This window comes from Rhodopseudomonas palustris (assembly GCF_034479375.1).
Taxonomy (GTDB): Bacteria; Pseudomonadota; Alphaproteobacteria; order Rhizobiales; family Xanthobacteraceae; genus Rhodopseudomonas; species Rhodopseudomonas palustris_M.
The window spans coordinates 2,230,558-2,254,148 of sequence record NZ_CP140155.1 but is presented as its reverse complement, the minus strand read 5'-3'; the positions used below and the strand labels follow the sequence as shown (position 1 = coordinate 2,254,148).

Here is a 23,591-nt window from a genome sequence, read left to right as displayed (position 1 = left end):
CCTTACGTTGCTGTTTTGCCTGCGACGTCGTTGATCGCAGCGATCACCGCGTCGCGAATGCCCGGGTCGTACAAAAGATGCCCGGCGGCATCGATCGTGCGGAGTTCGGCATCCCGCCACGCCGCGATCAGCCGATGCGCTGTGGCGGGCGGACACAGCAGATCGTAGCGGCCCTGCACGATGATGCCCGGAATGCCGGCGAGTGCGTGCGCTCCCTGCATCAACTGATCTGGGCGCATGAAGCAGTCATGGGCGAAGTAGTGCGCTTCCATGAACGCCGTCGTCGGCATCGGTCGGGTCGTGTTCTTGCCGGAGCTTTCAAGTCGCGTCCGTTTCGGCGCGATCTGCGACAGGATCGCCTCGGTCTCGCCCCAGGCTCGCGCCGCGGGGCCATGCACCGCCGGGTCGGGATCGAGGATGCGCCGCCAGTAGGCGTCCAACGGCGCGGCGCGCTCGGATTCCGGAAGTGCGCCTAGAAAATCAGCAGACAGCTCCGGATAGAACCGCGGCAGGTTGGAAAGAAATGCACCTTCGAGTTCGCTGCGCGTACCGAGAAAGGTCGCGCGCAGCACGATGCCGCTGACGCGATGCGGATGCGCCTGCGCATAGGCCAGCGCCAGCGTCGCCCCCCACGAGCCGCCGACCACCAGCCAGCGCTCGATGCCGAGCATGGTACGTATCATCTCCATATCGGCGACCAGATGCGGCAGCGTGTTCGCCTCGCGCCCGCCCTTCGGCCGGCTGCGCCCGGCGCCGCGCTGATCGAACAGGACCGCATGAAATCGCTGCGGATCGAACAGCCGCCGGTGGTCGGGCTGACAACCGCTGCCGGGCCCGCCGTGCAGATAGACTGCGGGAAGACCGTCGGCGTTGCCATTGGTTTCGACATAGAGCTCGTGGCCGTCGCCGACCGCGACCATTCGAGAGCTGAGCGGCGCTGCGGCCTTGTCGCCGTCGTCGGGGCGGATCTCGGATTTTGCGTCGTGTGCCATCACATTTCGTTACAGGGAAACCGCAGCGGAGGCGAGCGGACGATGAAGCGGCATGCGGGAGACAGGGTTGCGCATCGCGCGACTTGCCCTCACCTTTGCTGAGCACAAGACGGAAGCGATGGATGCCGAGATATTTCTTCAATACACGGATCGGTGAGGAACTGATCCCAGACCCGGAAGGCGAGGATTTGCGCGATGCGGATCACGCCTGGCAAGTCGCACGCGCGACGATCAAGGAAATCATCAAGACGGAGGCGGCTCAGGTCGATCTGATCCGCGCCAGCCTCGAAGTCACCGACGAGGACGGCGACGTCGTGCTGGATTTTCCCTTCAGCGAAGCGCTGATCGACATGCCCCCCTTGCCGCGAAACAGGCATTGACGCTCGCTCGATTTACGGTAGCGCCGTATAGGGCGTCGCGCTATCACGTCATTGTCAACCGAGGGGAACATGCAGGAAATCTGGCGATTGTCCGCGGCCGAGCTCGCCGCGTTGATCCGGACGCGCAAAGTTTCGGCGCGCGAAGCAGCACAGGCGGCGCTGGACCGGCTCGATGCCGTCAATCCGGCGATCAACGCGGTGATCGATCATCGCCCCGACGATGCGCTGGCCCAGGCCGATGCGGTCGATGCGGCATTGAAGCGCGGCGATGACGCAGGCCCGATGGCCGGAGTGCCCGTCACCGTCAAGGTCAATATCGATCAGGAAGGCTTTGCGACGACCAACGGTCTGACGCAGCAACGCGACCTGATCGCTGCGTCCAACAATCCGGTGGTCGACAATCTGCGCAAGGCCGGCGCGGTGATCGTCGGCCGTACCAATACGCCGGCGTTTTCCTATCGCTGGTTCACCTCGAACAAACTTCATGGCGAAACGCTGAACCCCCGCGATCCGTCGATCACGCCGGGCGGCTCGTCGGGCGGCGCCGGAGCGGCGGTCGCGGCCGGCATCGGCCATATCGCGCACGGCACCGACATTGCAGGCTCGGTTCGCTATCCGGCCTATGCCTGCGGCGTACATGGTCTGCGGCCGACGCTGGGGCGGATCGCCGCCTACAACGCCTCGTCGCCGGAGCGGCCGATCTGTCCGCAGATCAGCGCGGTGTCGGGTCCCTTGGCACGAACGATCGGCGATCTGCGGCTCGCGCTCGCGGTGATGTCGCAACCGGACGCGCGCGATCCGTGGTGGGTGCCGGCGCCGCTGGACGGTCCGCCGATGCCGAAGCGCGCCGCGCTGTGTATCGCGCCCGATGGACTCGAGGTTGTCCCCGAGGTGAGCGACGCGGTGGTCGACGCCGCGCGCCGGCTGGAGCAGGCCGGCTGGACCGTGGAAGAACTGCCGAACACCCCGCCGCTGCGCGAGGCCGCCGATTTGCAGTCGCGGCTGTGGCTCGGCGACGGCTATCAGGCGATGCTCGCGGCCGCCGAGCGCGAAGGTGACGAGGGGGCGCTGGCCTGCCTCAACGGCAATCGCGATCGGGAAATACCCGATGCCACCGCCTTTTCCAAACTGCTCGTCCGCAGGGCGACGCTGACCCGCGACTGGCAGCTTTTCTTCGAGCGCTACGCGGTGCTGCTGATGCCGGTGTCGGGCGAATTGCCTTTCCCGCAGCGGCTCGATCTGAAGGACGAAGCCTCCTTCAGGCGGGTGTGGGCGGCGCAGATGCCGCAGGTCGGCATTCCGTTCATGGGGCTCCCCGGGCTGACGGTCTCGACCGGGCTGGTCGGCCGTGTGCCGGTCGGCGTGCAACTGGTCGCCGGCCGCTATCGCGAGGACCTGTGCCTGCTCGCGGGCGAGGCGATCGAGGCCGGCGGCACGCCGGCGTCGCCGATCGATCCGGTGCGGTGAGCAGAGGCGGACGGCGATGACGTCGATCTATGATTTCTCGGCCAGGACGCTGGCAGGCGAAGAGCTGGCGCTGAAGCAGTTCGAAGGTCAGGTGCTTCTGATCGTCAACACCGCCAGCGCCTGCGGATTCACCCCGCAATACAAGGGGCTCGAAGCACTGCAGCAGACCTATGGGGCGCGCGGATTTTCGGTGCTCGGCTTTCCCTGCAACCAGTTCGGGGCGCAGGAATCCGGCAGCGAGGCGCAGATCGCGCAATTCTGCGCCGTCAATTACGGCGTCAGTTTTCCGATGTTCGCCAAGATCGACGTCAATGGCGCGCAGGCGCATCCGTTGTACGCCTTTCTCAAGGACGAGAAGGGCGGGTTGCTCGGCTCGGCGATCAAGTGGAATTTCACCAAATTCCTGGTCGATCGGTCCGGGCATGTGATATCGCGGCACGCGCCGACGACCACGCCGGAGTCGCTCGCGAAAGACATCGAGACGCTGCTATGATGACCGACAAGCCCACCACCAGTGCCAATGCCATCGAAATGCCGGACCGGCTGTCGATCGAGCCGAACAGCCCCTACTACAACGAAGCGCTGCTCGAGCTCGACGTCGGTATCCGCTTCAAGGGCCATGAAAAGACCAATGTGATCGAATACTGCGTCAGCGAAGGCTGGATTCGGGTCGCGGCCGGCACCGCCAAGGATCGCTTCGGCAATCAGCTCGCGATCAAGGTCCATGGGCCGGTCGAGCCCTATATCCGCCCGCGAAGCTGACATGTGCATCGCGTGACGCATCGGTCACTTTGTTACTGATTACGTCTTGATGACGGCCTCACGTTTTTTCTGATCTGTTTTGGCCGCAAAGTTGCGTCATTTTCGCAACTTTGCGGCGCCGCATCGAGGGCTGGGACCGAAGCCTGCCGATTGCGCTTGCGGCCGCGTGTCATTCCCGTCAGCATCCTAACAGAATTTGTTTGTTCTCCGCCCGTCAGACTTCATGTCACGACTATGTTTGCAGGAGGATAGCTGGTGTCGATCGCCGAGAGCCGGCCGAAGCGGCGTTTTCAGCTCCTGCTGATCAAGCCCTCGCACTATGGCGACGATGGCTATGTGATCCGCTGGTGGCGTGCCACGATCCCTTCCAATTCGCTGGCCAGCGTCTACGGCATCGCCCAGGAAAGCGCCGCGCGGCAGGTGCTCGGCCCCGACGTCGAGATCGACATCGAGGCGATGGATGAGTTCAACACCAGGATCGATATTGCGAAGCTGCTGAAGCGGCTCGCCGCGCACGGCAATTTCGGCATGGTCGGCCTGATCGGCGTGCAGTCGAACCAGTATCCGCGCGCGCTCGATATCGCGCGACCGTTCCGGGACGCCGGCATTCCCGTCGCGATCGGCGGCTTCCACGTCTCGGGCTGTCTGTCGATGCTGGACGGCAAGGCGGTCGATCTCGACGCCTGCCGCGAGCTCGGCGTGTCGATCTTCGCCGGCGAGGCGGAGGGCCGGATCGATCTGCTGCTGCAGCACGCGGCGAAGGGCGAACTGCAGCCGCTGTACAACTACCTCGACGATCTGCCCGGCATCGAAGGCACGCCGGTGCCATTCCTGCCGCTCGCCAACGTCAAGCGCACGATGGGCCTGTCGACCTCGTTCGATGCCGGCCGCGGCTGCCCGTATCAATGCTCGTTCTGCACCATCATCAATGTGCAGGGTCGCAAGTCGCGCTATCGCTCGCCCGACGACGTCGAGGCGCTGGTCCGCGCCAACTGGCAGCAGGGCGTCTCGAAGTTCTTCATCACCGACGACAATTTCGCCCGCAACAAGGACTGGGAAGCGATCCTCGATCGGCTGATCTGGCTGAAGGAAGAGCAGGGCATCCCGCTCGGCTTGATGATCCAGGTCGACACGCTGTGTCACAAGATCCCGAATTTCGTCGAGAAGTCCAAACGCGCCGGCGTCACCCGCGTCTTCCTCGGCCTCGAGAGCATCAATCCGGAGAATCTGCTGCAGGCCAAGAAGCGGCAGAACAAGATCACCGAATATCGTGCGATGCTGCTGGCGTGGCGGGCACAGGGGGTGATCACGCTGGCGGGCTACATCCTGGGCTTCCCGGCCGATACGCCGCAGAGCATCCTCGCCGATCTCGACATCATCAAGCGAGAACTGCCGATCGACATTCTGGAGTTCTTCTGCCTGACGCCGCTGCCGGGCTCGGAAGACCATCAGACGCTGTGGAAGGCCGGGGTCGCGATGGACGCCGACCTCAACAAATACGATATCGAGCACGTCTGCACCGCACATCCGAAGATGTCGCGTCAGGCGTGGGAAGACATCTATCAGCAGGCCTGGCGGCACTATTACGAGCCCGCTCATATCGAGACGCTGCTGCGCCGCGCCGCGAAGACGGGGATCAAGCTCGGCAGCATGGTCAAGTTGCTGCTGATTTTCTCGCTGGCGGTGTCGCTCGAGAACGTGCATCCGCTGCAGAGCGGCGTCTTCCGGCTGCGGCATCCGTCGGAGCGGCGGCCCGGCCTGGCGCGCGAGAATGCGCTCGTGTTCTGGCCGCGGCTCGCGCTGGAGCTGGCGCGCAAGACCGGGGCGATCCTGTCGACGGCCGGGAGACTGAGCAGGGTCGCCTATCGTGTGGCCCGCGATCCGCAACGCCACGACTACATGGATGCGGCGCTGACTCCGGTGTCCGACGACGACGAGACCGAGCTCGCGATGTTCACCCAGACCGCTGCGGCTAAGCAGGCGGTGGTGCACCGGAACAAGGTGCTGAGCCTGACCCGCGGCACTGCGTAGCATCGAAGTGCGGCAGTCGAGCGGGGACGGTTCCGTCTAGCCTCATCCATACCGTCCGAAGGGGGTCGCAAGCGGCGCCATGCCGAAAATCGCTACCTGATGTGCTCCGCGATTACGCCGACGAAATCACCGTGAAACAATCAGTGGCTAATCACGGGCGCGTTTTGGCCGGTCCGTAAGGCTTCGGTTCGAGGTGTGATGGGCACTCTGGAGACAATGATGGCGAAGGCCACGCTGACGATCAGCAGCAAGAATTATTCGTCCTGGTCGCTCCGAGGCTGGCTTCTCACCAAATTCGCGGGGCTCGAATTCGACGAGATCATCGTCCCGCCCGACGATGCCGCAGCTCGAGCCGAAATCCTGCTGTTGTCGTCGTCGATCCTGGTGCCGTGCCTGCGCCACGACGGCGCGGAGATCTGGGATACGCTGGCGATCGCCGAGTATCTCCACGAAGTCAGGCCCGAAGCCGGATTGCTGCCGGCCGAGCGGATCGCGCGGGCGCATTGCCGTTCGATCTGCGGCGAGATTCACTCGGGATTCACCACGCTGCGCGCGTCGCTGCCGGTCAACCTGAAAGCGCACTTCCCCGGCTTCAAGATCTGGCCGCGCGCGCAGGCCGATATCGACCGGGTCTGCACCATCTGGCGCGAATGCCTGAGCCGATCCGGTGGACCATTCCTGTTCGGCGCGCGGACCATGGCGGATGCGATGTATGCGCCGGTGGTGACGCGGTTCATGACCTACGGCGTCGAGCTCGATCCGCAGCTTGCGGGCTACGCCCGAACGATCATGGACATGCCGGAGATGCGCGAATGGATCGCAGCCGCGCGGCAGGAGCCGGCGGAGATCGAGGAGCTGGCGATCGCGTTATGATTGTCTCGCATAGGCACGAGGCTGCTCCGACGACGGTCATCGCCGATCATTAACGATTGAACGCCTTTTTCCGTTGGAGGCTTGTGGGACCGAGCAGATATCGGGTCTCGATCTGGATCGTCGACGAGATATAGCGCGTGAACGTTCGGAGCGGCCGATTCGCAGTGATTCGGCCCCGCTTCGTTCCGTTCGCGTTCCAGAGGTTAAGATGGTCAGCAAGGCTGTCGCAACCCGGGACACTCGCGGCCCGGACGTTCGAGCTCCGCTGGTCAGAGCGTTAGACACCATCAATGCGGACGATAGTCGCGTTCTCCGCAGGGCCGTTAACCAAATTTGGTGCGTGAATGCGAAATCACGCCAGCAAGACGAGCACGCCTTGTGGGCCACTCTCTGATCGAGCCGAGATCTTGGGCGTGAACGGCGGGAACAGCCGATTCGCAGTGATTCGGCCTCGCTTCGTTCCACCCGCGTTCCAGACGTTAAGATGGTCAGTCATGCTGTCGCAACTCGGGACACCTCGTTCTGGCCCTTTGGGCGCGCCCGCCAAGGCTCGCAGGGTCGACGGACACCACGCGCTCTCCTCCGGCCGTTAACGATTTTCGGCTGCCACGACCAAATCAGCCACCGGCGCCGGGGAGGGCTTGTGGGGTTTGCTTGCTGATGGGCGCGACATCTTGGGCGTGAACAGCCGAAACAGCCCAGTCGCGGTGATTCGGCCCCGCTTCGTTCCACCCGCGTTTCAATCGTTAAGATAGGTCAGAACGGCTGTCACAAACCGGTACAGAAAATCGCGCTACGGCGCTCTCAGTCCTTCAGGCCTTGCGCCCTGGCGGCGAGGCCGCGGCGGAAGGCGCGGTCGCGCTTCAGGTGCCATTCGCGGCTCATGGCGCCCTGCCGGCTGGTGAAACGCTCGCTATGGAGCAGCACCCAGCTTCGGCCCCGCGTCGAGCGCGCGCCGGTGCCGGCGTTGTGCTGCGACAGCCTGCGGTCGAGGTCGAGCGTCCAGCCGACATAGGTCAGGTATCGGCTCGGGCCGGCGCAGCCGAGCACATAGACGAAACACTCTTCGGCGGGAGGATCCTGCATCGGGCGAAAATCGCACGCAGCGGCGGGTCCGGCAATCCGCCGCGGCTTCTGCGCGTTGACAGCGGGGCACCGGACCCGCTTGGCTGGTGGCCCACGATGTATGGAGGAGATCATCATGACCGGCCGAACGACGATGGTGGCGATGCTGATGGCGCTCGGCTGGAGCAGCGTGGCGGCGGCGCAGGACGTGCCCGGCATCGAGATTTGCACTGCCGAGAAGACCATGGAACGTCGCACCAGTTGTCTGCAGAGCAACGTCGACTTCCTGCATAGAACGATCGACAAGACGCGGCTCGATCAGCAGCAGAAGCTCGACGCCGCCAATCGTCAGATCGAGGCGCTGAAGATCGCGCTGGCGGCGATGCAGAAGACCGTCGCGCAACTGCAGGCGGGGTCGAAGAAGCCGGAACCCGCGGCTGCGCCGGCCAAGGACGCCACGCCGCCGAAATCCGACGCGAAGTAGTACGCAAGGGGCGATTCCGTTCGGCGGAATTCCGCCGCGCGGCTCGGCTTGGCAATGCGGGTCGACATGAACTAACATCGCCGTTCAACGAGCAGCGCGTGCGGGACTTCAATCCGCCCTGCGATAATAACAACCATCGGGAGGATCCATGTCCAACATCCGCGTTCTCGCCACCGATCTGGCGTTTCCAGAAGGCCCCGTGGTGATGCCGGATGGCTCGGTGGTGCTGGTGGAAATCCGCGCGCAGCAGCTCACGCGGATCTGGCCCGACGGCCGCAAGGAGGTCGTCGCCAAGGTGCCGGGCGGCCCCAACGGCGCGGCGATCGGACCCGACGGCCAATGCTACATCTGCAACAATGGCGGGTTCGGCTGGTTTCCCTCGCGCGGCACGATGATGCCCGGCGCGCCTGAGCCGCACGAATATATCGGCGGATCGATCCAGCGGATCGATCTCGTCAGCGGTCGGGTCGAGGCGCTGTTCGACAAATGCGGCGAGCATCCGCTGAAAGGGCCGAACGATCTGGTGTTCGACAGGCATGGCGGGCTGTGGTTCACCGACCTCGGCAAGCGCCGCGCCCGCGACATGGATGTCGGCGCCGCCTACTACATCAAGCCCGGCATGACCGAGATCACCGAGCAGGTGTTCGGCACGCTGCCGCTGAACGGCATCGGCCTGTCGCCCGACGAGGCCACGATGTACGCAGCCGAAACACCGACGGCGCGGCTGTGGGCTTTCGACATCGTGTCGCCCGGCGAGGTGAAGCCGCGCGACGTGATCTATCGTGGCGAGAAGGGCAAGCCGATCGCCGGGCTCGGCGGCTATCAGATGTTCGACTCGCTCGCGGTCGAAGCCGGCGGCAATGTCTGCGTCGCGACGCTGGTGTCGGGCTGCATTTCGGTGATCGCGCCGGACGGCACACTGGTCGAGCAGGTGCCGACCGGCGACCGCGTCACCACCAATATCGCGTTCGGCGGCCCCGATTTGAAGACCGCCTACATCACGCTGTCCGGCAAGGGCGAGCTGATCGCGATGGACTGGCCGCGGCCTGGTCTGCCGCTGAACTTCCTGAACAAGTAGTATCGCCGTCCTGGTGCAACGTGGGTGACGTCGTGCCCTGGCTTTGTGCCCGTGCGCGCCCATTGTTTCAGCACGTCGCTCCCGAATTTCATCGTCGATGACCGGGACAGGCCCGGTCGTCAGGGAGTAAGGAAGACCGGCACGATTCATCGAGGAACCTGCAATGCCCTGGCTCGAACCGATCACCCTCAGCGGCCCCCATGCCAGACTTGAGCCGCTTCAACCTGCGCATCGCGACGGGCTGATCGAGGCCGTGCAGGACGGCGAGCTGTGGAAGCTGTGGTACACGGCTGTGCCGGCACCGGACCGGATGGAGGCGGAGATCGCCCGCCGGCTGGCGCTGCAGGCGCAGGGCGCGATGCTGCCCTGGACGGTGAAGGACGCAGACGGCCGGATCGCCGGCATGACGACGTATATGAATGTCGATGCCGCCAACCGCCGGGTCGAGATTGGTTCCACCTGGTACGCCCGGCGCGTGCAGCGCACCGGCCTGAACACGCAATGCAAGCTGTTGCTGCTGCAGCATGCGTTCGAGGTGCTCGACTGCATCGCCGTCGAATTCCGTACACACTTCTTCAACCATCAGTCCCGGCGCGGAATCGAGCGGCTCGGCGCCAAGCAGGACGGCATCCTGCGCAATCACCAGATCGCCCCCAACGGGACGCTGCGCGACACCGTGGTGTACTCGATCATCGCCACCGAATGGCCGACGGCGAAGGCGCATCTCAACTACCAGCTCTCGGGCAAGCCTCGGCCGGAAACCGCCGGTTCCGGTTGATATCGATCAAGCCCCCGGGCTGCTACCAGCTTGCCGGTCTAAAGAATGATCGGCTAATCAGCCATTGTTTGATCTACATCATTCTGTGATGTGCCCAACGCCGCCATCTTGCTGCCATGCCGTTTTATCGCTTCCACGTCCGTGATCCGATCAACCGCGTCGATGGCCCTGGCCACGACGGGGCGGCGCTGGCCGACGATATCGACGCCACCCTGTTCGCCGCCGGCGTGATCCAGCGGCTGGTGCAGTTGCAGCCGACGGTGCCGCTGACCTGGTCGATCGAGATTATGCAGGACCAGCGCAAGGTCTGTGCGCTGCCGTTCGACAAAGGCTGCCAGGTGATGCTGCGGCCGGAGTGGGTGTGCGATCAGCCGACCGACGTGCACGAAGGCTGGCGCTGAGTCTCAGGTTGGCGGCCCTCGTCATTGCGAGCCGAAGGCGAAGCAATCCAGAGGCTCCATGATGCACGGGGCTCCTGGATTGCTTCGTCGGCTTCGCCTCCTCGCAATGACGCGAGAGATGCGCTGCTACGCCGCCGTCCCAGGCAAGCGATCCGGTCGGTAAAGCGTATCGATCGTCACCGTGCCGCGGGCGCGGGAGACGCAGGCGCACATCTTGCCGCTGTCGTGCTTCTGATGGTCGCTGAAGAACACGTCGCGGTGGTCGATCTCGCCGTCGACGGCGGTGACGTCGACGGCGCAGACGCCGCATTCGCCGCGCTCGCAATCGGATACCACCTCGAAGCCGGCCGCGTTCAGCGCATCCAGCATCGAGCGGTCGCGCGGCACCACGATCTCGTTGCCGGTGGCGGCGATGCGGACGCGGAATTCGGTGGTCGGCAGCCGGCCGCTGGAGCCGAAGGTCTCGAAGCACAGATCGCTCGCCGGCCGGCCGGCCTGATGCCAGGCGAGCCGCGCCGCCTCCAGCATCCGCAGCGGACCGCACAGCACCGACACCGCCCCTTCGGGAAGCGCGCGGAACGTGGCATCGAGATCCAGCCGCGCACCTTCGTCACCGGCATGGAGCCGCAGCCGGTCGCCGAGCAGCACGCCGAGCTCGTCGTGGAGCGCGGCGTCGCTGCGGGATTTCACCGCGTAGTGCATCGTCAGATCGGCGCCGCGGCGGGCGAGCGCGGCGGCGATGCTGAGCATCGGGGTGACGCCGATGCCACCGGCGATCAGCGCGTAGTGCTGCCGGCTCCAGTCGATCTCGAACAGCGAGGTCGGATGGGTGATGTCGATCCGCTGTCCGGGCCTCAGCGCCCACATCGCCTTGGATCCGCCGCGGCTGTCGCCGGCGAGCCGCGCCGCGATCCGCAGGCGCCCACGTTCCGGCGCGCCGACCAGCGAGTAGCTGCGTTTGTCGGGCTGGCCGTCGATCAGCACCGCGACGTTGATGTGGCTGCCGGGCGGACAGGCTGTGACCGCGACGTCGGGTTCGAGCACGATCTCGCGGATCGACGGTGTCAGGTCGCGGGTCGACACCACGGTGCTGCTGGTCCAATGCTCGGCGAAACGCATCGCGGCCTCCTGTCGATGTGTTCGAGGTCGGTTATTTGTCGGCGGCCTGGGTCACCAGCGTCAGCGCCGGCAGCAGGTCGAGATGGGTGCGGTTGCGCAGCGCCAGCCGCAGGTTGCGCACCGCGAGCCTGGCGTGTTCGCGCATCACCGCTTCGGCGCGGGCGCCTTCACGGTTTTCGATCGCGTCGACGACGATGCGGTGATGGTCCTGCGCGATGACCAGGATCTGGTGCGCCTCCGGCAGCGCCGACTGCGCCATCACGAAGGCGCTCGGCGAGGCGAAGGGCAGGGCGGCGACGCGATCGATCTGCCGCATCACCGGCGACGAGCCGGATAGTTCGTTGAGCAGCGCGTGGAATCGAGCGTTGAGCGCCACATAGGCCGAGAACGCATCGACCGAAACCGGATCCTGTTGCACCAGCAGGTCGATGTCGCCGAGGCATTCCTTCAGCGGCTCGAGCTGCCGGGCGCTGACGCCGCGCTCGGCGGCGAGCCGCGCAGCGAGGCCCTCCATGGTGCCGCGCAGCTCGATCGAATCGAGGATGTCGCGCTCGGAGAACGCCTTGACCATGAAGCCGCCGGACGGAATCGCCTGCAGCAGGCCTTCGTCCTCCAGCCGCACCAGCGCCATCCGCACCGGGGTGCGCGACACCCCGGTGATCTCGACCGCCTGCAGTTCGGAGATCCGCTCGCCGGCGCGGAGCTGGCCGGACAGCACCATGTCGCGCAGGGCGAGCTGCGCGCGCACCGTCTGTGACGTCGACCGGTCGGCGGCCTTGTCGTTCATCGCTTACTCCGCCGCCTGCAGCTTCGGCGCGTTCTCCTGCGCGACCATGCGGTCGATCAGCTTGCGCGACCACATCGCGCCGGCGTCGATGTTGAGATTGTAGAACACCCGGTCGGGGTTCTCGAGCATCGCGCGCTGTTGCGCTTCGAGGATGATTTCGTCCTCGCGGAAGATCCCGGCGACACCTTCACGGATTTCGGTGGTGAGGCGCTGGTCGCCGAGCCGATAGTTGCGCACGAACGCCCAGAAGTAATGGCAGGTGGTGTCGGTCTCCGGCGTCATGGTGTTGAGCACGAAGCCGTTGACGCCTTGCGAGCGATCGCCTTCCGGCGCGCCTGAGCCGGCCGGCGCCACCCCGACGTCGATCGTTACTGTGCCGGGCGCTTCGAACCGGATGATCTGCCAGCGATCCACCGGACCGGGCTTGCGCAACTGCGCCGCCCAGAACGGCGGCGGCTCGATGCCGTGCATCCAGCGCGTCACGGTGACGGTGCGGTCGCCGTGGGTGACGTCGAAGGGTGCCTCGGCCACGGCCTCGTTGCCGATCGACGAGCCGTGCACATAGGTCTCGTGGGTGAGGTCCATCAGATTGTCGACGACGAGCCGCCAGCCGCATTTGGCGTGGATGGTCTTGCCGTCGCCGGCCCAGGCCGGATCATCGTTCCAGTGCATGTCGGGGACGAGCGCAGGATCGGCCAGCACCGGATCGCCCATCCACAACCAGACGAAGCGATGCCGCTCGACCACCGGATAGGAGCGCACGCAGGCCGACGGATTGATCGTCTCCTGCGACGGCATGTAGGTGCAGCGGCCCTGCGGATTGAACTTCAGCCCGTGATAGCCGCAGACCACGGTGTCGCCTTCGAGTCGGCCCTTCGACAGTGGCACCAGCCGGTGCCAGCAGGCGTCCTCCAGCGCGGCGACGCTGCCGTCGGCCTTACGATACATCACCACGTGTTTGCCACAAATCGTGCGCGGCAACAGCGCGTGCCTGATGTCGGCGTCCCACGCCGCGGCGTACCAAGCGTTGAGCGGAAAGGCGGGCATCGTGGCCTCCCAGAGGATTATCATTGGGTGCAGATTGTATACCGGAAAAGCGAGAACGCAACTCAAGTGGCAAATAAGTGCGAGATTTAAGGGGGTTTCTGTATACTGAGTAATGGTTGAAGTGACGGACGGGAAAATCCTGACTGGAAAGTTCGTTGTTTGTTCCGTTAGCCTGTTCCGATGGGAGGCGGGCATGAACGAACTGGTCCAGCGATCCGACGCCGAACTGCTGCAAGCTTGGCTCGACAACGTCCGCAGTCGCGCCACGATCGAGCATATTGGCGCGCTCAATCGTCAGTTCCACGAACAGGCGCGGATCGAGCGTGAGTTGGTCGCGCACGTCGGCGGCCTCGATCGGCTGCGCGAATTGCTCACGCATGCCGATCCGGAGGTCGTCCTGAGTGTGGAGCAGGCGCTGCGGAGATCGGACGCCTGTGCCGCCGACGGACGAGGGCGCTCGGCGGTCCCGCCCGGCTCGGCAGACGCCGGCATCCTCGATGATCATCCGATATTCTGGCCCGCGCGCCACCCGCCCCCACCGGCGATGGAGGTCTCCGAGATCGCGCAGCGCCTCATCGCCGCGTTGCCGCTGGAGGCCGCGGCGCTGCTGCGCCAGCTTCGTCCCGCGATCGGGCTGTGGCCTCAGACGGCGCGCGCCCACGCGCCGATCGACGGCTCCCGGCTCGGCGGCATGCCCTGCGCACCGCCGGATTGGCGCTGGCCGGTCGCCGCGACCGAGCCGATGCTGTTCCTCGGCCAGATCAACTGCGCCGACCTACGCGGCCTGCCGGGCGCGGAGGCGTTGCCGTCGCAAGGCCTGCTGTCGTGCTTCGGCGACCACGACACGGTGATGGGATGTCTGCTCACCGGGCAGGGCGGTGCGCTGTATCATTGGCCCGAAACCGAAAATCTGATGCCGGCGGAGCCGCCACTGGAAATGCTCACGGTGTTTCCACGCGCCGAGCTGACGTTCCGGCCGATGTGGGATCTGCCGGACCCGGAAAGTCGCATCATCGAGGCCATCCTGCCGGATCGGCCGCGGCGCGACATCTACAAGCGCTTCCGCGACGATCTGCACCGCTATGGTTTTCCCGCCGAACTCGACTATCCGTGCAATCGCAGCAAGCTGCTCGGCTGGCCGGATCTGCTGCAGGGCGAGAGTTTCGAGTTCACCCTGGATCAGCCGTTCGATCAGTACCGATTGCTGATGCAGCTCGACGGCTACACCAACGGCAGCGAAATCGCCGGCTGGGGGCCAGGCGGGTTCCTCTACTACTTCCTATCCAAGCAAGACCTCGCCGGACGGCGGTTCGAGACGGCCGAATTGGCAATCCAATTCACGTGAGTTGCGGTGATCGCCGTGGCCTGCACGTGACGAAAACGGCAATGCCCGGGACAGACCCGGGCCTTGCGAGCTTTGTTCGAAACCGCGGGCGAGCCGGCGGCTGCGCGGCTCACACCTCGCGGCGGCTCAGAAACGCCAGTCGTTCGAACAGATGCACGTCCTGCTCGTTCTTGAGCAGCGCGCCGTGCAGCGGCGGGATCAGCTTGCGAGGGTCGCGTTCGCGCAACTGCTCCGGGCTCATTTCCTCGTTGAGCAGCAGTTTCAGCCAGTCGAGCAGTTCGGAGGTCGACGGCTTCTTCTTCAAGCCGGGTACGTCGCGCACCTCGAAGAAGATCTTCAGCGCCTCGGCCACCAGCCGTTGCTTGATCCCGGGGAAGTGCACGTCGACGATCGCCTGCATAGTGTCGGCGTCCGGGAACTTGATGTAGTGGAAGAAGCAACGGCGCAGGAACGCGTCGGGCAGTTCCTTCTCGTTGTTCGAAGTGATCATCACGATCGGGCGCTTCTCGGCCTTGACGGTCTCGCCGGTCTCGTAGACGTGGAATTCCATCCGGTCGAGTTCGAGCAGAAGGTCGTTCGGAAACTCGATATCGGCCTTGTCGATCTCGTCGATCAGCAGCACCGGGCGCTGGCCGTGGGTGAACGCTTCCCACAGCTTGCCGCGCTTGATGTAGTTGGAAATGTCGGAGACGCGCGGATCGCCGAGCTGGCTGTCGCGGAGCCGTGACACGGCGTCGTATTCGTAGAGGCCCTGCTGCGCCTTGGTGGTCGACTTGATGTGCCAGGTCAGCAGCGGCGCATCGAGCGCCTTGGCGACTTCCTCGGCCAGCACGGTCTTGCCGGTGCCGGGCTCGCCTTTCACCAAGAGCGGCCGTTCGAGGACGATCGCCGCATTGACGGCGACCTTGAGATCGTCGGTCGCCACGTAATCCTTGGTGCCGGTGAACTTCATGCGTTTTCTGCCTCGTCTGTCATCAGGCGCGCGCGCCCGTTCTTGTTGCTTTTGTCGTGAGCGCGCGGCCGCGGACGGCGGCCGCACATCGCTGTGAACTTCGGTATCAGGCTCTGCGGATCATAGCCAGCAGCACCAGGACGATCACCGCGCCGATCGCCGCGTTGATAATGGCGCGGAAGATGCCGGTTCCGAGATTGACGCCGAGGAACGGCAGCAACCAGCCGGCGACGACCGCGCCGACGATGCCGATCGCGATGTTGCCGATCAGGCCGAACCCGCCGCCGCGCACCAGCAGTCCCGCGAGCCAGCCCGCGATCGCGCCGACCAGCAGCCAGACGATGATGGAATCGATCCCCATGACATCCCCCAAGTGATTCTGTGTTCAACCGGCCGTTTGAGGCCAAGCCCGGGGACTTTAGTCGAAAAACCCGCGAGGTCTAGGCAGTGAAGCCGCCGGCCGGGTCGACTCAGGCGGGCGTGCCGGTCCGGGTGGATACGTCGGGGACCAGCGATCCGGCGTCGCCGACATAGGCAGGCGCCACCACGCTGCAATCGCGGCCGCGCCGCTTCGCCTCGTACAGCGCGATATCCGCACAGCGAAGCAGCGTTGCAGGATCGCAGACGGCGGAGACCTTGCCGGCGATGCCGATGCTCACGGTCAGTCTGCCGCGCGTCGCGCTGGGGTTGACGATACCGAGCGACCGGACGGCTGCCTGCAGGTCTTCGGCGAAGACGAATGCGGCCGCCATCGCTATGCCGGGCAGGACGATGGTGAACTCCTCGCCGCCGTAGCGCGCGGCGAAGCCGCCTGCACTCGCTGCGGTCCCGGCCAGCAATCCACCGAGTTGTCGGAGAGCCTCGTCGCCGGCATGGTGGCCGAGACGGTCGTTGAAGCCTTTGAAATCGTCGACGTCGATCATCAGCACCGACAGATCTCGCCTCGCCTTGAATTCGCTGGCGATGAAATCATCGAGCGCTCGGCGGTTCGGTAGGCCGGTGAGGGCGTCGGTTCTGGCCATTTCCGCGAGGCGGGAATTCAGGGCCTCGACTTCGTCCTCCACCTCCTTGCGGCGAGTGACGTCGCGCAGCGTGCAGACGATATTGCGTTCCGGCCGGCTGTCCTGGCGAGTGAACCTGAAATTGGCCTCGAGCCAGACGAGCGTGCCGTCGGCTCGTTCCATGCGGAACTCGGCGCGCAGGCCGTTGGGGGCATGAGGCAGACGCTTGCCGATCGACCGTAGTCCCGCGACGTCGTCGGGGTGCATCATGTCGAGATACACGCGGCCGAGCATCTCCTCGGGGCTGAAGCCGAGCACCGTCTCGACCGACATCGATACGAAGGTCAGGACGCCCTGGCCGTCGAGCACAACGACGACGTCGCCGATGTTCGCGTCGATCAGGCGATGACGCGCGTCGCGCTCGCGCAGCAGCTTCTCGAAGCGCTCGCGGTTGCGCAGTTGCACCGCGAGCCCGGCAGCCAGCAGCACGATGCAGGCGAGCACCGCCATCGCCACCACCGCGTCGGAGCGGATCGCCTCGCGCCAGTCCGCCAGCACCGACACTTCGGTGCGTGCGACCGTGACGACGAGCGGATAAAGGGATAGTCGCTCGTAGGCATAGTATTTCTGGAGGCCGTCGAACGGAGAGGTTGCAAGATTGTATCCGACGGGGCTGCGCGGCAGCAGACGCTCGAACAACTGGCTCTTCGACAGGTCACGTCCGTCCTTCGTCGGCGGCCAGCGAATCACGACTTTGCCGTCGCTGCTGGACAACGTGATTCCACCGCCGGCGCCGAGGTCGAAGGTCTTGTAGAAGTCGTTGAAATAGTCGCTCTCGATCGTCGCGATGACAATGCCCGCAAAGTCGCCGTTCGCCGTTTCGAGGCGCCGAGTCACTGCAATCACCGGTTGCCCGGACGTGCGGGAGACGACCGGTCCGGTGATCAGCGGTTTGGGGTCGGCGTGATCCCGGTGATAGGTGAAGTAGTCACGGTCGGCATTGTTGATAGGAGGAAGCGGGGTGATCGACGCGTATTCGACGTCGCCCTTCGCGTCGAGGATCGCCAGTTCCTTGATCTGCTGCAGCTTGTCCGAAATTTCGCGCAGCCGCGCGTTGAACGATGCGCGATCGGGAAACGGCTGGAACCGAAGAAAGGCGACGATGTCGTCCATCACCACGTCGGCCGCCTGCATCGTGTGGTTGGCGTGTTCCGCGAGCGAATGCGCCAGATTGCGCATCTCCGTCTCGCTCTGCGCCAGCGCGTTGCGCCTCGCGTCGTAACCCTTCCAAACCACTAGCGCGAGCACGCAGGCGCTCATCGCCAGCACGAACAGCGTGACGATCAGGGCCGGCGTCGACAGCCGGCCGATCGGATTGGACGATGGGAGAATAGGGGAAATCATCGGCCTGCAGGGGGCTTCGTTGCAGGCACAGCAGTGCACCGGCTTAGATTACCCAACCGATAATCCGATCGGTCCGATTGAGGGCATTCGCGGTTCCGGCCGGAGTTTTCAACAGCCGCTGCGAAGGTATTGCACCTTGACGAGCGCGCAGGGTCGGGCAATCTGTCGGCCATGTTCCTTCAGTTTTTCACGTCGCTGCGCGACGCCCAGGTCCCGGTCACGCTCCGCGAATATCTGACGCTGATGGAGGCGCTCGACGCCGACCTGGCGGATCAGAGCGTGGAGAATTTCTACTATCTGTCGCGCGCCGCGCTGGTGAAGGACGAGCGCAATCTCGATAAGTTCGATCGTGTTTTCGGCAGCGTGTTCAAGGGGCTCGAGAACCTTCTCGACGCCATGGAGAAGGCGGACATTCCCGCCGAATGGCTGAAGAAGCTGGCGGAGAAATATCTCACCGAGGAAGAGAAGAAGCAGATCGAGGCGATGGGCTGGGACAAGCTCATGGAGACGCTGAAGAAGCGCCTCGAGGAACAGAAGGAGCGGCACCAGGGCGGCAACAAGTGGATCGGCACCGCCGGCACCTCGCCGTTCGGTGCCGAAGGCTACAATCCGGAAGGCGTGCGGATCGGCCAGGAAAAGAGCCGCCACCAGCGCGCCGTCAAGGTGTGGGACAAGCGCGAGTTCAAGGATCTCGACGGCAACGTCGAACTCGGCATCCGCAACATCAAGGTGGCGCTGCGCCGCCTGCGCAAATTCGCCCGGACCGGCGCCCCGGACGAACTCGATCTCGACACCACGATCCGCGAAACCGCCAATCACGGCTATCTCGACGTGCATATGCGGCCCGAGCGGCGCAACGCCGTCAAGGTGCTGGTGTTCTTCGATATCGGTGGCTCGATGGATTCGCACGTCGCGCAGGTCGAGGAACTGTTCTCGGCGGCGAAGAGCGAATTCAAGCACATGGAATATTTTTACTTCCACAATTGCCTCTATGAAGGCGTGTGGAAGCAGAACAAGCGGCGCTTCACCGACCGCACCCCGACCTGGGACGTGCTGCACAAGTTCCCGCACGACTACAAGGTCGTGTTCGTCGGCGACGCCTCGATGAGCCCTTACGAGATCATGGTGCCGGGTGGCTCGGTGGAACACGTCAACGAGGAGGCCGGCTCGGTCTGGCTCGACCGCGTGCTGCGGACCTATCCGCATGCCGTCTGGCTCAATCCGGTGGCGCAGCGGCACTGGGACTACTCGGAGTCGACCACGATCATCCGCCGGCTGTTTTCAGAGCGGATGTATCCGATCACGATCGAGGGCCTGGAAGGCGCGATGCGCGAGCTGGTGCGCTGAGCGACTATCTTCCAGGCGTCATTCCGGGGCGCGAGCGCCAGCTCGTGAACCCGGAATCTCTGCGATCAAAACAGCGAGATTCCGGGTTCGCGCTTCGCGCGCCCCGGAATGACTGAGCAACTGATAAGAAACGACGCAAGGAACGACCATGCCCCAGACTATCACGCGCGGCATCAAGGCGCTGCTCGACGAGGCCAATGCCGAGATCGAAACTATCGGCACCGCCGACGCGATCGCGCTGCATCAGGCCGGCCCGGCCAGCGACGTGGTGATCGTCGATATCCGCGATCCGCGCGAGATCGAACGCGACGGCCGCATCCCCGGATCGTTCGCCTGTACCCGCGGCATGCTGGAATTCTGGATCGATCCGGAAAGCCCCTATGCCAAGCCGGTGTTTCAGGGCGACAAGAAGTTCGTATTCTATTGCGCCGGCGGCCTGCGCTCGGCGCTGGCGGCGAAGACCGCGCAGGACATGGGGCTGAAGCCGGTCGCGCATATCGAAGGCGGCTTCGCCGCCTGGCGCGACGCCGGCGGGCCGATCGAGGCCTGGGTGCCGAAGAAGCCGAAAGGCTGAGCCGAAGCGGCGCGCGCGGGCTTGACCGGCGCGGCGGTTTTCTCAATGACGGTGTCGTTCCGGACAGCGTCCGGCGATGCTGTCTTTCATGCGCCTGCGGCGGAGATTTCCCGATGACTGCTACCGACGACCCGCTGGTCTCCACCGAATGGCTTGCCGCGCACCTCGGTGATCCCAGGGTCAAGGTGCTCGACGCGTCGTTCAAGATGCCGGGCGTGCTGCCGCGGCCCGGCGACGACTATCTCGCTTCGCACATTCCCGGCGCGGTGTATTTCGACGTCGAGGAGGTCTGCGATCGCGGCGATGCGCGGCCGCATATGTATCCGGACGCCGCGCAGTTCGCACGCGACGTCGCAGCGATGGGCGTGTCGTCCGGCGACACCGTGGTGGTGTACGATGCCGGCGGCTGGGTCGCGGCGCCGCGGGCGTGGTGGATGTTCTTGTCGTTCGGTCACGACAATGTTCGTATTCTCGAAGGCGGATTGAAGAAGTGGCAGGCGGAAGGCCGGCGGACCGAGCCCGGCAAACCGTCGCCTGAGCCCGGCACGTTCAATGCAAAGCTCGATCCGAACTATCTGCGCAGCCAGCAGCAGATGGTCGCCAATCTCGAAAGCGGCGCCGAGCAGGTGATCGACGCCCGCGCCGCCGATCGCTTCGAAGGCCGCGTGCCGGAGCCGCGTCCCGGCCTGCGGGCCGGGCACATCCCGGGCAGCCGCAATCTGCCGTACAATGAATTGTTCGACGCAAGCACGGGTCTGATGAAGTCGCGCGACGAGTTGCGCCAGGCCTTCGCCCGCGCGCGCGTTGATCTCGGTCGTCCGATCGTCACGAGTTGCGGCTCCGGTGTATCTGCGCTGGTGTTGACGCTGGCGCTGTATCGGCTCGGCGTCCGCGGCACCGCGCTCTACGACGGTTCGTGGTCCGAATGGGGCCTGCCCGAGGGGCCGCCGATCGCGACGGGACCGGCCTGAGTTGAGGGCTTTGTCAGGTCGGGGGCAGGCCGAACGGCGATAGCTCCGTCGACGGTCGGTTGGCCACCGGGCGCGCGCGCCGCCCCTCGACCTGCCGGCGACGCTTGACCTTGGCCTGCGCCGGCTTGCCGGCCTTCGGCCCTGTCGCCGCCGGCCGCTCCGCTTTCGGTTCAGGCTCGCGGATCGAGCCGGTCGATTCCTGGCCGCCGGGCTTGGCGGCTTGATCTGCCGCCTCCGCTTCAGGCTTGGCCGGCTGCTCGAATGACTGCGCGGCTGGCTTGGTCGGAGCTCGCGGATCGGGCTTCGGCGTCGGGATCGGGCCAGTGAGCGCTGCGACCTGCGGCAGATCGAGCGCTACGGGCTCGCTCTTGGCCGGCTCCGGCGTCGCAATTTCGGTGGACGCGTGCGGTGGGTCTTGTTCGATCGCCGTCGCGGGCGCTGCCGGCTTTTCGGCTTCCATCGCGGCGGCTTCCGAAGGGGCCGGCTCCGGCTTGGTTGCGGTCTCGGGGACATGCGCCGGGGCGGCGGCCTCCTGCGTTGCCAGAGCCGCCGGTCCAACTTGTTGGCCGGCCTCCTGCGGCCTGTTCTGCTCGGCCAACACCGGCTTGGCCATGGTCTGCTCGGTCATAATCTGCTCGGTCGCGGGCAGGGCGCGCTGATGCGGCTCGTTGGTCTCGGGTCGCTCCGGCTCGGCCCTGGGCAGCGCCGCGATCGCATCCGGTAGGGCCGGCCCCGCAGCTTCGGATGCGCCCAGATCGGCGGCTTGCAGCGATGGCTCCGTCGCCTGAACGGCCTTGGCCGCGATCGGCTGTTCGTCCTGCGCTCTCGGCTCGATCACCTGAGGCTCGACTCGCAACAGGCTGAGCGTCGGCATCGCCGGCTCGACCGGCCGCATCGCGAGGGTGGTCTGGGCCGGCCGGATCGACCGGGCGCTGGCAAATTGTTCATGCGCGGTGCGCAGCAACGCCGCGGCGCCAAGTCCAAACACCAGCATCGAAACCGCAAGCGCAACCGCCGCGAACAGGAAACGGACTCCGGGAAGCATCTCGGGTTCATTCCGTCTTCGGCGCCGAGCGCGCAAAGACACTTGAGCAACACCAACGCGGCGACCACACGGGCTCGGATCGGCAGGCGATGAAATGCACGCGGCGAATCAGAGCAGATCGAGAATAGCGCAATGGATTCGCAGCACCGCGCGAAATCTTTGGACGATCATCATCGTTCCGCGACCCAAGCGTCGGGTCCGCGGCATTGCCTGGCGGCCCGTCGGCTGGCACGATCGATCGGAAAAGCCTGCGAAACCCTTCGGCGGGAAGATCTCGACGGATCAAGACGCGACAAATGCAGCACACACCTTCAAATAGGGGCGAATTTGGCGTGATTGTGCCGGTCTTGTCTTGAATGTGCCGCGATCCTGCGGCATCTGCCCAGTGACGATCCAGTCTCTGCTTCGGTTTACAAACGGGCGATGATGAACAATCGAATCTTGACGTTGTTGGCGACTGTTGCGGCGATCTCGGCCGGAACTTCGATGGTGCACGCGCAGAGCTATCCTGCCGCGCCTGGGTCCTACGCGACGTCAGCACCGGGCGACTATCGTCAGGCGATGCCGAATTTCGACAATATCGACGACGAAGACGGCGCCGGGTCCGCGGCGCTGCCGCCGCCCGGTCCGGTGACGTCACCGGACGATCCGCGCTATGGTCGCCCCTTGGGCGCGCCACCCGTCTATTCCGATCGCGCTCCCGTTCCGCAAGGCCCGGTGATGTCGCCGGACGACCCGCGCTATGGTCGCCCGATGGGCGCGCCGCCGGTTTATTCGGATCGCACGCCTGCGCCCCAGGGGCCGGTGATGTCGCCGGATGATCCGCGCTATGGCCGGCCCGCCGGCCCGCCGTCGGTGATCTACTCCAATCGCGGCGACGGTTCGCTGCGCCCGCCCGAAGGCGTTGGCGCCGGACAGCCGGGCGTTCCCCAGGTTGCGACCGGCTCGGTCCCGCCGGCTCCCCAGATTGGCGCCGATGGCCGGCCGCTGCAGGTCGCCGCGCTGCCGCCGGAAGAGCAGCCGGACGCCGATCAGGAGTTCCAACTGCCGCCGCATCTGCGCCGTCAGGAGGTCGCGTTCCAGACCAAGGAGCCGGCCGGCACCATCGTCGTCGATACCAGCAACACCTATCTGTACTACATTCTCGGCAATGGCCGGGCGATGCGTTACGGCGTCCGCGTCGGGCGCGACGGCTTCACCTGGAACGGCGTGCAGAAAGTCAGCCGCAAGGCGGAATGGCCGGATTGGCATCCGCCGACCGAAATGATCGAGCGGCAGCCTTATCTGCCGCGCTTCATGGCCGGCGGTCCCGGCAATCCGATGGGCGCCCGGGCGATGTATCTCGGCTCGACCGTCTATCGCATCCACGGCACCAACCAGCCTTCGACGATCGGCAAGTTCGTGTCCTCGGGCTGCATCGGCATGCTCAATGACGACGTCAGCGACCTGTTCGAACGCGTCAAGGTTGGCACCCGCGTCGTCGTGCTGCCGGGCGGCGCGCCGCCGACCCCGACCGCCAGCGCGCAGCAGCCGGTCGCGTCGGCCGCACCCGCGCAACAGTCGCAGATGTCCGTCCCCGGCGCACAGCCGACCTCGGTGGCGCCGCTGCCGGCGCCCGTCACGATCCGCTGACGCCTCTCGATCAACAAGAACGCCCGCACAGAGCGATCTGTGCGGGCGTTCTGCTG

The 23,591-nt window shown here is 65.3% G+C and carries 24 protein-coding genes; 15 read left to right on the top strand and 9 right to left on the bottom strand.

Annotation, left to right across the window (positions count from 1 at the left end; genetic code table 11):
• Nucleotides 1–2: 2 nt before the first annotated feature.
• Nucleotides 3–992, bottom strand: a complete 990-nt coding sequence (gene pip, locus SR870_RS10215) for a prolyl aminopeptidase (protein WP_322517851.1) — start codon at nucleotides 990–992, stop codon at nucleotides 3–5.
• A 122-nt stretch (nucleotides 993–1,114) separates the two neighbouring features.
• Between pip and SR870_RS10210 the strand changes: the two genes are divergently transcribed.
• The 6 genes from SR870_RS10210 to SR870_RS10185 all read left to right on the top strand — a co-directional run bounded on the left by SR870_RS10210 (nucleotide 1,115) and on the right by SR870_RS10185 (nucleotide 6,505).
• Entirely contained in the window at nucleotides 1,115–1,372 is a 258-nt protein-coding gene (locus tag SR870_RS10210) for a DUF6894 family protein (protein WP_322517850.1), read from the top strand.
• A 69-nt stretch (nucleotides 1,373–1,441) separates the two neighbouring features.
• On the top strand, nucleotides 1,442–2,839 hold the full coding sequence (locus tag SR870_RS10205) for an amidase family protein (RefSeq protein ID WP_322517849.1): 1,398 nt from the start codon (nucleotides 1,442–1,444) through the stop codon (nucleotides 2,837–2,839).
• Between the two features lie 16 nt (nucleotides 2,840–2,855).
• Complete coding sequence (locus tag SR870_RS10200) at nucleotides 2,856–3,332, top strand: glutathione peroxidase (protein WP_322517848.1); 477 nt, start codon at nucleotides 2,856–2,858, stop codon at nucleotides 3,330–3,332.
• On the top strand, nucleotides 3,332–3,601 hold the full coding sequence (locus tag SR870_RS10195; protein WP_322517847.1) for a DUF3297 family protein: 270 nt from the start codon (nucleotides 3,332–3,334) through the stop codon (nucleotides 3,599–3,601). The genes SR870_RS10200 and SR870_RS10195 overlap by 1 nt, the downstream gene beginning before the upstream one ends.
• A gap of 255 nt (nucleotides 3,602–3,856) precedes the next feature.
• The gene (locus tag SR870_RS10190; protein WP_322517846.1) at nucleotides 3,857–5,632 is read left to right on the top strand and encodes a B12-binding domain-containing radical SAM protein; all 1,776 of its coding nucleotides are present in this window, start codon (nucleotides 3,857–3,859) and stop codon (nucleotides 5,630–5,632) included.
• 219 nt (nucleotides 5,633–5,851) lie between these two features.
• Nucleotides 5,852–6,505, top strand: coding sequence for a glutathione S-transferase family protein (locus tag SR870_RS10185; RefSeq protein ID WP_322517845.1), 654 nt, complete (start codon nucleotides 5,852–5,854; stop codon nucleotides 6,503–6,505).
• Between the two features lie 804 nt (nucleotides 6,506–7,309).
• On the opposite strand, the gene SR870_RS10180 is transcribed toward SR870_RS10185, so the two are convergent.
• Nucleotides 7,310–7,591, bottom strand: coding sequence for a GIY-YIG nuclease family protein (locus SR870_RS10180; protein WP_322517844.1), 282 nt, complete (start codon nucleotides 7,589–7,591; stop codon nucleotides 7,310–7,312).
• Nucleotides 7,592–7,706: 115 nt separating this feature from the next.
• Between SR870_RS10180 and SR870_RS10175 the strand changes: the two genes are divergently transcribed.
• The 4 genes from SR870_RS10175 to SR870_RS10160 all read left to right on the top strand — a co-directional run bounded on the left by SR870_RS10175 (nucleotide 7,707) and on the right by SR870_RS10160 (nucleotide 10,311).
• On the top strand, nucleotides 7,707–8,054 hold the full coding sequence (locus SR870_RS10175) for a hypothetical protein (RefSeq protein WP_416221146.1): 348 nt from the start codon (nucleotides 7,707–7,709) through the stop codon (nucleotides 8,052–8,054).
• Between the two features lie 148 nt (nucleotides 8,055–8,202).
• Complete coding sequence (locus SR870_RS10170; RefSeq protein WP_322517843.1) at nucleotides 8,203–9,132, top strand: SMP-30/gluconolactonase/LRE family protein; 930 nt, start codon at nucleotides 8,203–8,205, stop codon at nucleotides 9,130–9,132.
• Nucleotides 9,133–9,295: 163 nt separating this feature from the next.
• Complete coding sequence (locus tag SR870_RS10165) at nucleotides 9,296–9,910, top strand: GNAT family protein (protein WP_322517842.1); 615 nt, start codon at nucleotides 9,296–9,298, stop codon at nucleotides 9,908–9,910.
• Between the two features lie 116 nt (nucleotides 9,911–10,026).
• Nucleotides 10,027–10,311 carry a hypothetical protein gene (locus SR870_RS10160; RefSeq protein ID WP_322517841.1) on the top strand — a complete coding sequence of 95 codons (285 nt, stop codon included), beginning with the start codon at nucleotides 10,027–10,029 and terminating at the stop codon, nucleotides 10,309–10,311.
• Nucleotides 10,312–10,437: 126 nt separating this feature from the next.
• Here SR870_RS10160 and SR870_RS10155 read toward each other — a convergent pair whose 3' ends face one another.
• Genes SR870_RS10155 through SR870_RS10145 form a run of 3 tightly spaced genes read right to left on the bottom strand, consistent with a single transcriptional unit; the run spans nucleotide 10,438 to nucleotide 13,264 of the window.
• Nucleotides 10,438–11,430, bottom strand: a complete 993-nt coding sequence (locus tag SR870_RS10155) for a PDR/VanB family oxidoreductase (protein WP_322517840.1) — start codon at nucleotides 11,428–11,430, stop codon at nucleotides 10,438–10,440.
• 31 nt (nucleotides 11,431–11,461) lie between these two features.
• The gene (locus SR870_RS10150) at nucleotides 11,462–12,217 is read right to left on the bottom strand and encodes a GntR family transcriptional regulator (RefSeq protein WP_322517839.1); all 756 of its coding nucleotides are present in this window, start codon (nucleotides 12,215–12,217) and stop codon (nucleotides 11,462–11,464) included.
• Nucleotides 12,218–12,220: 3 nt separating this feature from the next.
• On the bottom strand, nucleotides 12,221–13,264 hold the full coding sequence (locus SR870_RS10145; RefSeq protein WP_322517838.1) for an aromatic ring-hydroxylating dioxygenase subunit alpha: 1,044 nt from the start codon (nucleotides 13,262–13,264) through the stop codon (nucleotides 12,221–12,223).
• Between the two features lie 112 nt (nucleotides 13,265–13,376).
• Between SR870_RS10145 and SR870_RS10140 the strand changes: the two genes are divergently transcribed.
• A complete protein-coding gene (locus SR870_RS10140) occupies nucleotides 13,377–14,609 on the top strand; it encodes a DUF1963 domain-containing protein (protein WP_322517837.1) in 1,233 nt (410 codons plus the stop codon).
• A gap of 109 nt (nucleotides 14,610–14,718) precedes the next feature.
• On the opposite strand, the gene SR870_RS10135 is transcribed toward SR870_RS10140, so the two are convergent.
• The 3 genes from SR870_RS10135 to SR870_RS10125 form a co-directional block, all read right to left on the bottom strand.
• On the bottom strand, nucleotides 14,719–15,561 hold the full coding sequence (locus SR870_RS10135; RefSeq protein WP_322517836.1) for a MoxR family ATPase: 843 nt from the start codon (nucleotides 15,559–15,561) through the stop codon (nucleotides 14,719–14,721).
• Nucleotides 15,562–15,667: 106 nt separating this feature from the next.
• On the bottom strand, nucleotides 15,668–15,922 hold the full coding sequence (locus SR870_RS10130; RefSeq protein ID WP_011440807.1) for a GlsB/YeaQ/YmgE family stress response membrane protein: 255 nt from the start codon (nucleotides 15,920–15,922) through the stop codon (nucleotides 15,668–15,670).
• Between the two features lie 109 nt (nucleotides 15,923–16,031).
• Entirely contained in the window at nucleotides 16,032–17,882 is a 1,851-nt protein-coding gene (locus tag SR870_RS10125; protein WP_322518242.1) for a diguanylate cyclase, read from the bottom strand.
• A 255-nt stretch (nucleotides 17,883–18,137) separates the two neighbouring features.
• Here SR870_RS10125 and SR870_RS10120 point away from each other — a divergent pair, with 255 nt between their 5' ends.
• The 3 genes from SR870_RS10120 (at nucleotide 18,138) to sseA (ending at nucleotide 20,858) form a co-directional block, all read left to right on the top strand.
• Entirely contained in the window at nucleotides 18,138–19,313 is a 1,176-nt protein-coding gene (locus SR870_RS10120) for a VWA domain-containing protein (protein WP_322517835.1), read from the top strand.
• Between the two features lie 148 nt (nucleotides 19,314–19,461).
• Entirely contained in the window at nucleotides 19,462–19,887 is a 426-nt protein-coding gene (locus tag SR870_RS10115) for a rhodanese-like domain-containing protein (RefSeq protein ID WP_322517834.1), read from the top strand.
• Between the two features lie 113 nt (nucleotides 19,888–20,000).
• Nucleotides 20,001–20,858, top strand: a complete 858-nt coding sequence (gene sseA / locus SR870_RS10110; protein WP_322517833.1) for a 3-mercaptopyruvate sulfurtransferase — start codon at nucleotides 20,001–20,003, stop codon at nucleotides 20,856–20,858.
• Between the two features lie 13 nt (nucleotides 20,859–20,871).
• Here the strand turns inward: sseA and SR870_RS10105 are convergent, their stop codons facing one another.
• On the bottom strand, nucleotides 20,872–21,903 hold the full coding sequence (locus SR870_RS10105; protein WP_322517832.1) for a hypothetical protein: 1,032 nt from the start codon (nucleotides 21,901–21,903) through the stop codon (nucleotides 20,872–20,874).
• A gap of 423 nt (nucleotides 21,904–22,326) precedes the next feature.
• On the opposite strand from SR870_RS10105, the gene SR870_RS10100 reads away from it, so the two are divergent.
• Complete coding sequence (locus tag SR870_RS10100; protein ID WP_322517831.1) at nucleotides 22,327–23,535, top strand: L,D-transpeptidase family protein; 1,209 nt, start codon at nucleotides 22,327–22,329, stop codon at nucleotides 23,533–23,535.
• Nucleotides 23,536–23,591: the final 56 nt, after the last annotated feature.

What these genes read in the sequence shown, in the direction of transcription:
- pip (WP_322517851.1), bottom strand. Translation starts at nt 992, where the DNA reads ATGGCACACGACGCAAAATCCGAGATCCGCCCCGACGACGGCGACAAG.
- SR870_RS10210 (WP_322517850.1), top strand. Translation starts at nt 1,115, where the DNA reads ATGCCGAGATATTTCTTCAATACACGGATCGGTGAGGAACTGATCCCA.
- SR870_RS10205 (WP_322517849.1), top strand. Translation starts at nt 1,442, where the DNA reads ATGCAGGAAATCTGGCGATTGTCCGCGGCCGAGCTCGCCGCGTTGATC.
- SR870_RS10200 (WP_322517848.1), top strand. Translation starts at nt 2,856, where the DNA reads ATGACGTCGATCTATGATTTCTCGGCCAGGACGCTGGCAGGCGAAGAG.
- SR870_RS10195 (WP_322517847.1), top strand. Translation starts at nt 3,332, where the DNA reads ATGACCGACAAGCCCACCACCAGTGCCAATGCCATCGAAATGCCGGAC.
- SR870_RS10185 (WP_322517845.1), top strand. Translation starts at nt 5,852, where the DNA reads ATGGCGAAGGCCACGCTGACGATCAGCAGCAAGAATTATTCGTCCTGG.
- SR870_RS10180 (WP_322517844.1), bottom strand. Translation starts at nt 7,591, where the DNA reads ATGCAGGATCCTCCCGCCGAAGAGTGTTTCGTCTATGTGCTCGGCTGC.
- SR870_RS10175 (WP_416221146.1), top strand. Translation starts at nt 7,707, where the DNA reads ATGACCGGCCGAACGACGATGGTGGCGATGCTGATGGCGCTCGGCTGG.
- SR870_RS10170 (WP_322517843.1), top strand. Translation starts at nt 8,203, where the DNA reads ATGTCCAACATCCGCGTTCTCGCCACCGATCTGGCGTTTCCAGAAGGC.
- SR870_RS10165 (WP_322517842.1), top strand. Translation starts at nt 9,296, where the DNA reads ATGCCCTGGCTCGAACCGATCACCCTCAGCGGCCCCCATGCCAGACTT.
- SR870_RS10160 (WP_322517841.1), top strand. Translation starts at nt 10,027, where the DNA reads ATGCCGTTTTATCGCTTCCACGTCCGTGATCCGATCAACCGCGTCGAT.
- SR870_RS10155 (WP_322517840.1), bottom strand. Translation starts at nt 11,430, where the DNA reads ATGCGTTTCGCCGAGCATTGGACCAGCAGCACCGTGGTGTCGACCCGC.
- SR870_RS10150 (WP_322517839.1), bottom strand. Translation starts at nt 12,217, where the DNA reads ATGAACGACAAGGCCGCCGACCGGTCGACGTCACAGACGGTGCGCGCG.
- SR870_RS10145 (WP_322517838.1), bottom strand. Translation starts at nt 13,264, where the DNA reads ATGCCCGCCTTTCCGCTCAACGCTTGGTACGCCGCGGCGTGGGACGCC.
- SR870_RS10140 (WP_322517837.1), top strand. Translation starts at nt 13,377, where the DNA reads ATGGTTGAAGTGACGGACGGGAAAATCCTGACTGGAAAGTTCGTTGTT.
- SR870_RS10135 (WP_322517836.1), bottom strand. Translation starts at nt 15,561, where the DNA reads ATGAAGTTCACCGGCACCAAGGATTACGTGGCGACCGACGATCTCAAG.
- SR870_RS10130 (WP_011440807.1), bottom strand. Translation starts at nt 15,922, where the DNA reads ATGGGGATCGATTCCATCATCGTCTGGCTGCTGGTCGGCGCGATCGCG.
- SR870_RS10125 (WP_322518242.1), bottom strand. Translation starts at nt 17,882, where the DNA reads ATGAGCGCCTGCGTGCTCGCGCTAGTGGTTTGGAAGGGTTACGACGCG.
- SR870_RS10120 (WP_322517835.1), top strand. Translation starts at nt 18,138, where the DNA reads ATGTTCCTTCAGTTTTTCACGTCGCTGCGCGACGCCCAGGTCCCGGTC.
- SR870_RS10115 (WP_322517834.1), top strand. Translation starts at nt 19,462, where the DNA reads ATGCCCCAGACTATCACGCGCGGCATCAAGGCGCTGCTCGACGAGGCC.
- sseA (WP_322517833.1), top strand. Translation starts at nt 20,001, where the DNA reads ATGACTGCTACCGACGACCCGCTGGTCTCCACCGAATGGCTTGCCGCG.
- SR870_RS10105 (WP_322517832.1), bottom strand. Translation starts at nt 21,903, where the DNA reads ATGCTTCCCGGAGTCCGTTTCCTGTTCGCGGCGGTTGCGCTTGCGGTT.
- SR870_RS10100 (WP_322517831.1), top strand. Translation starts at nt 22,327, where the DNA reads ATGATGAACAATCGAATCTTGACGTTGTTGGCGACTGTTGCGGCGATC.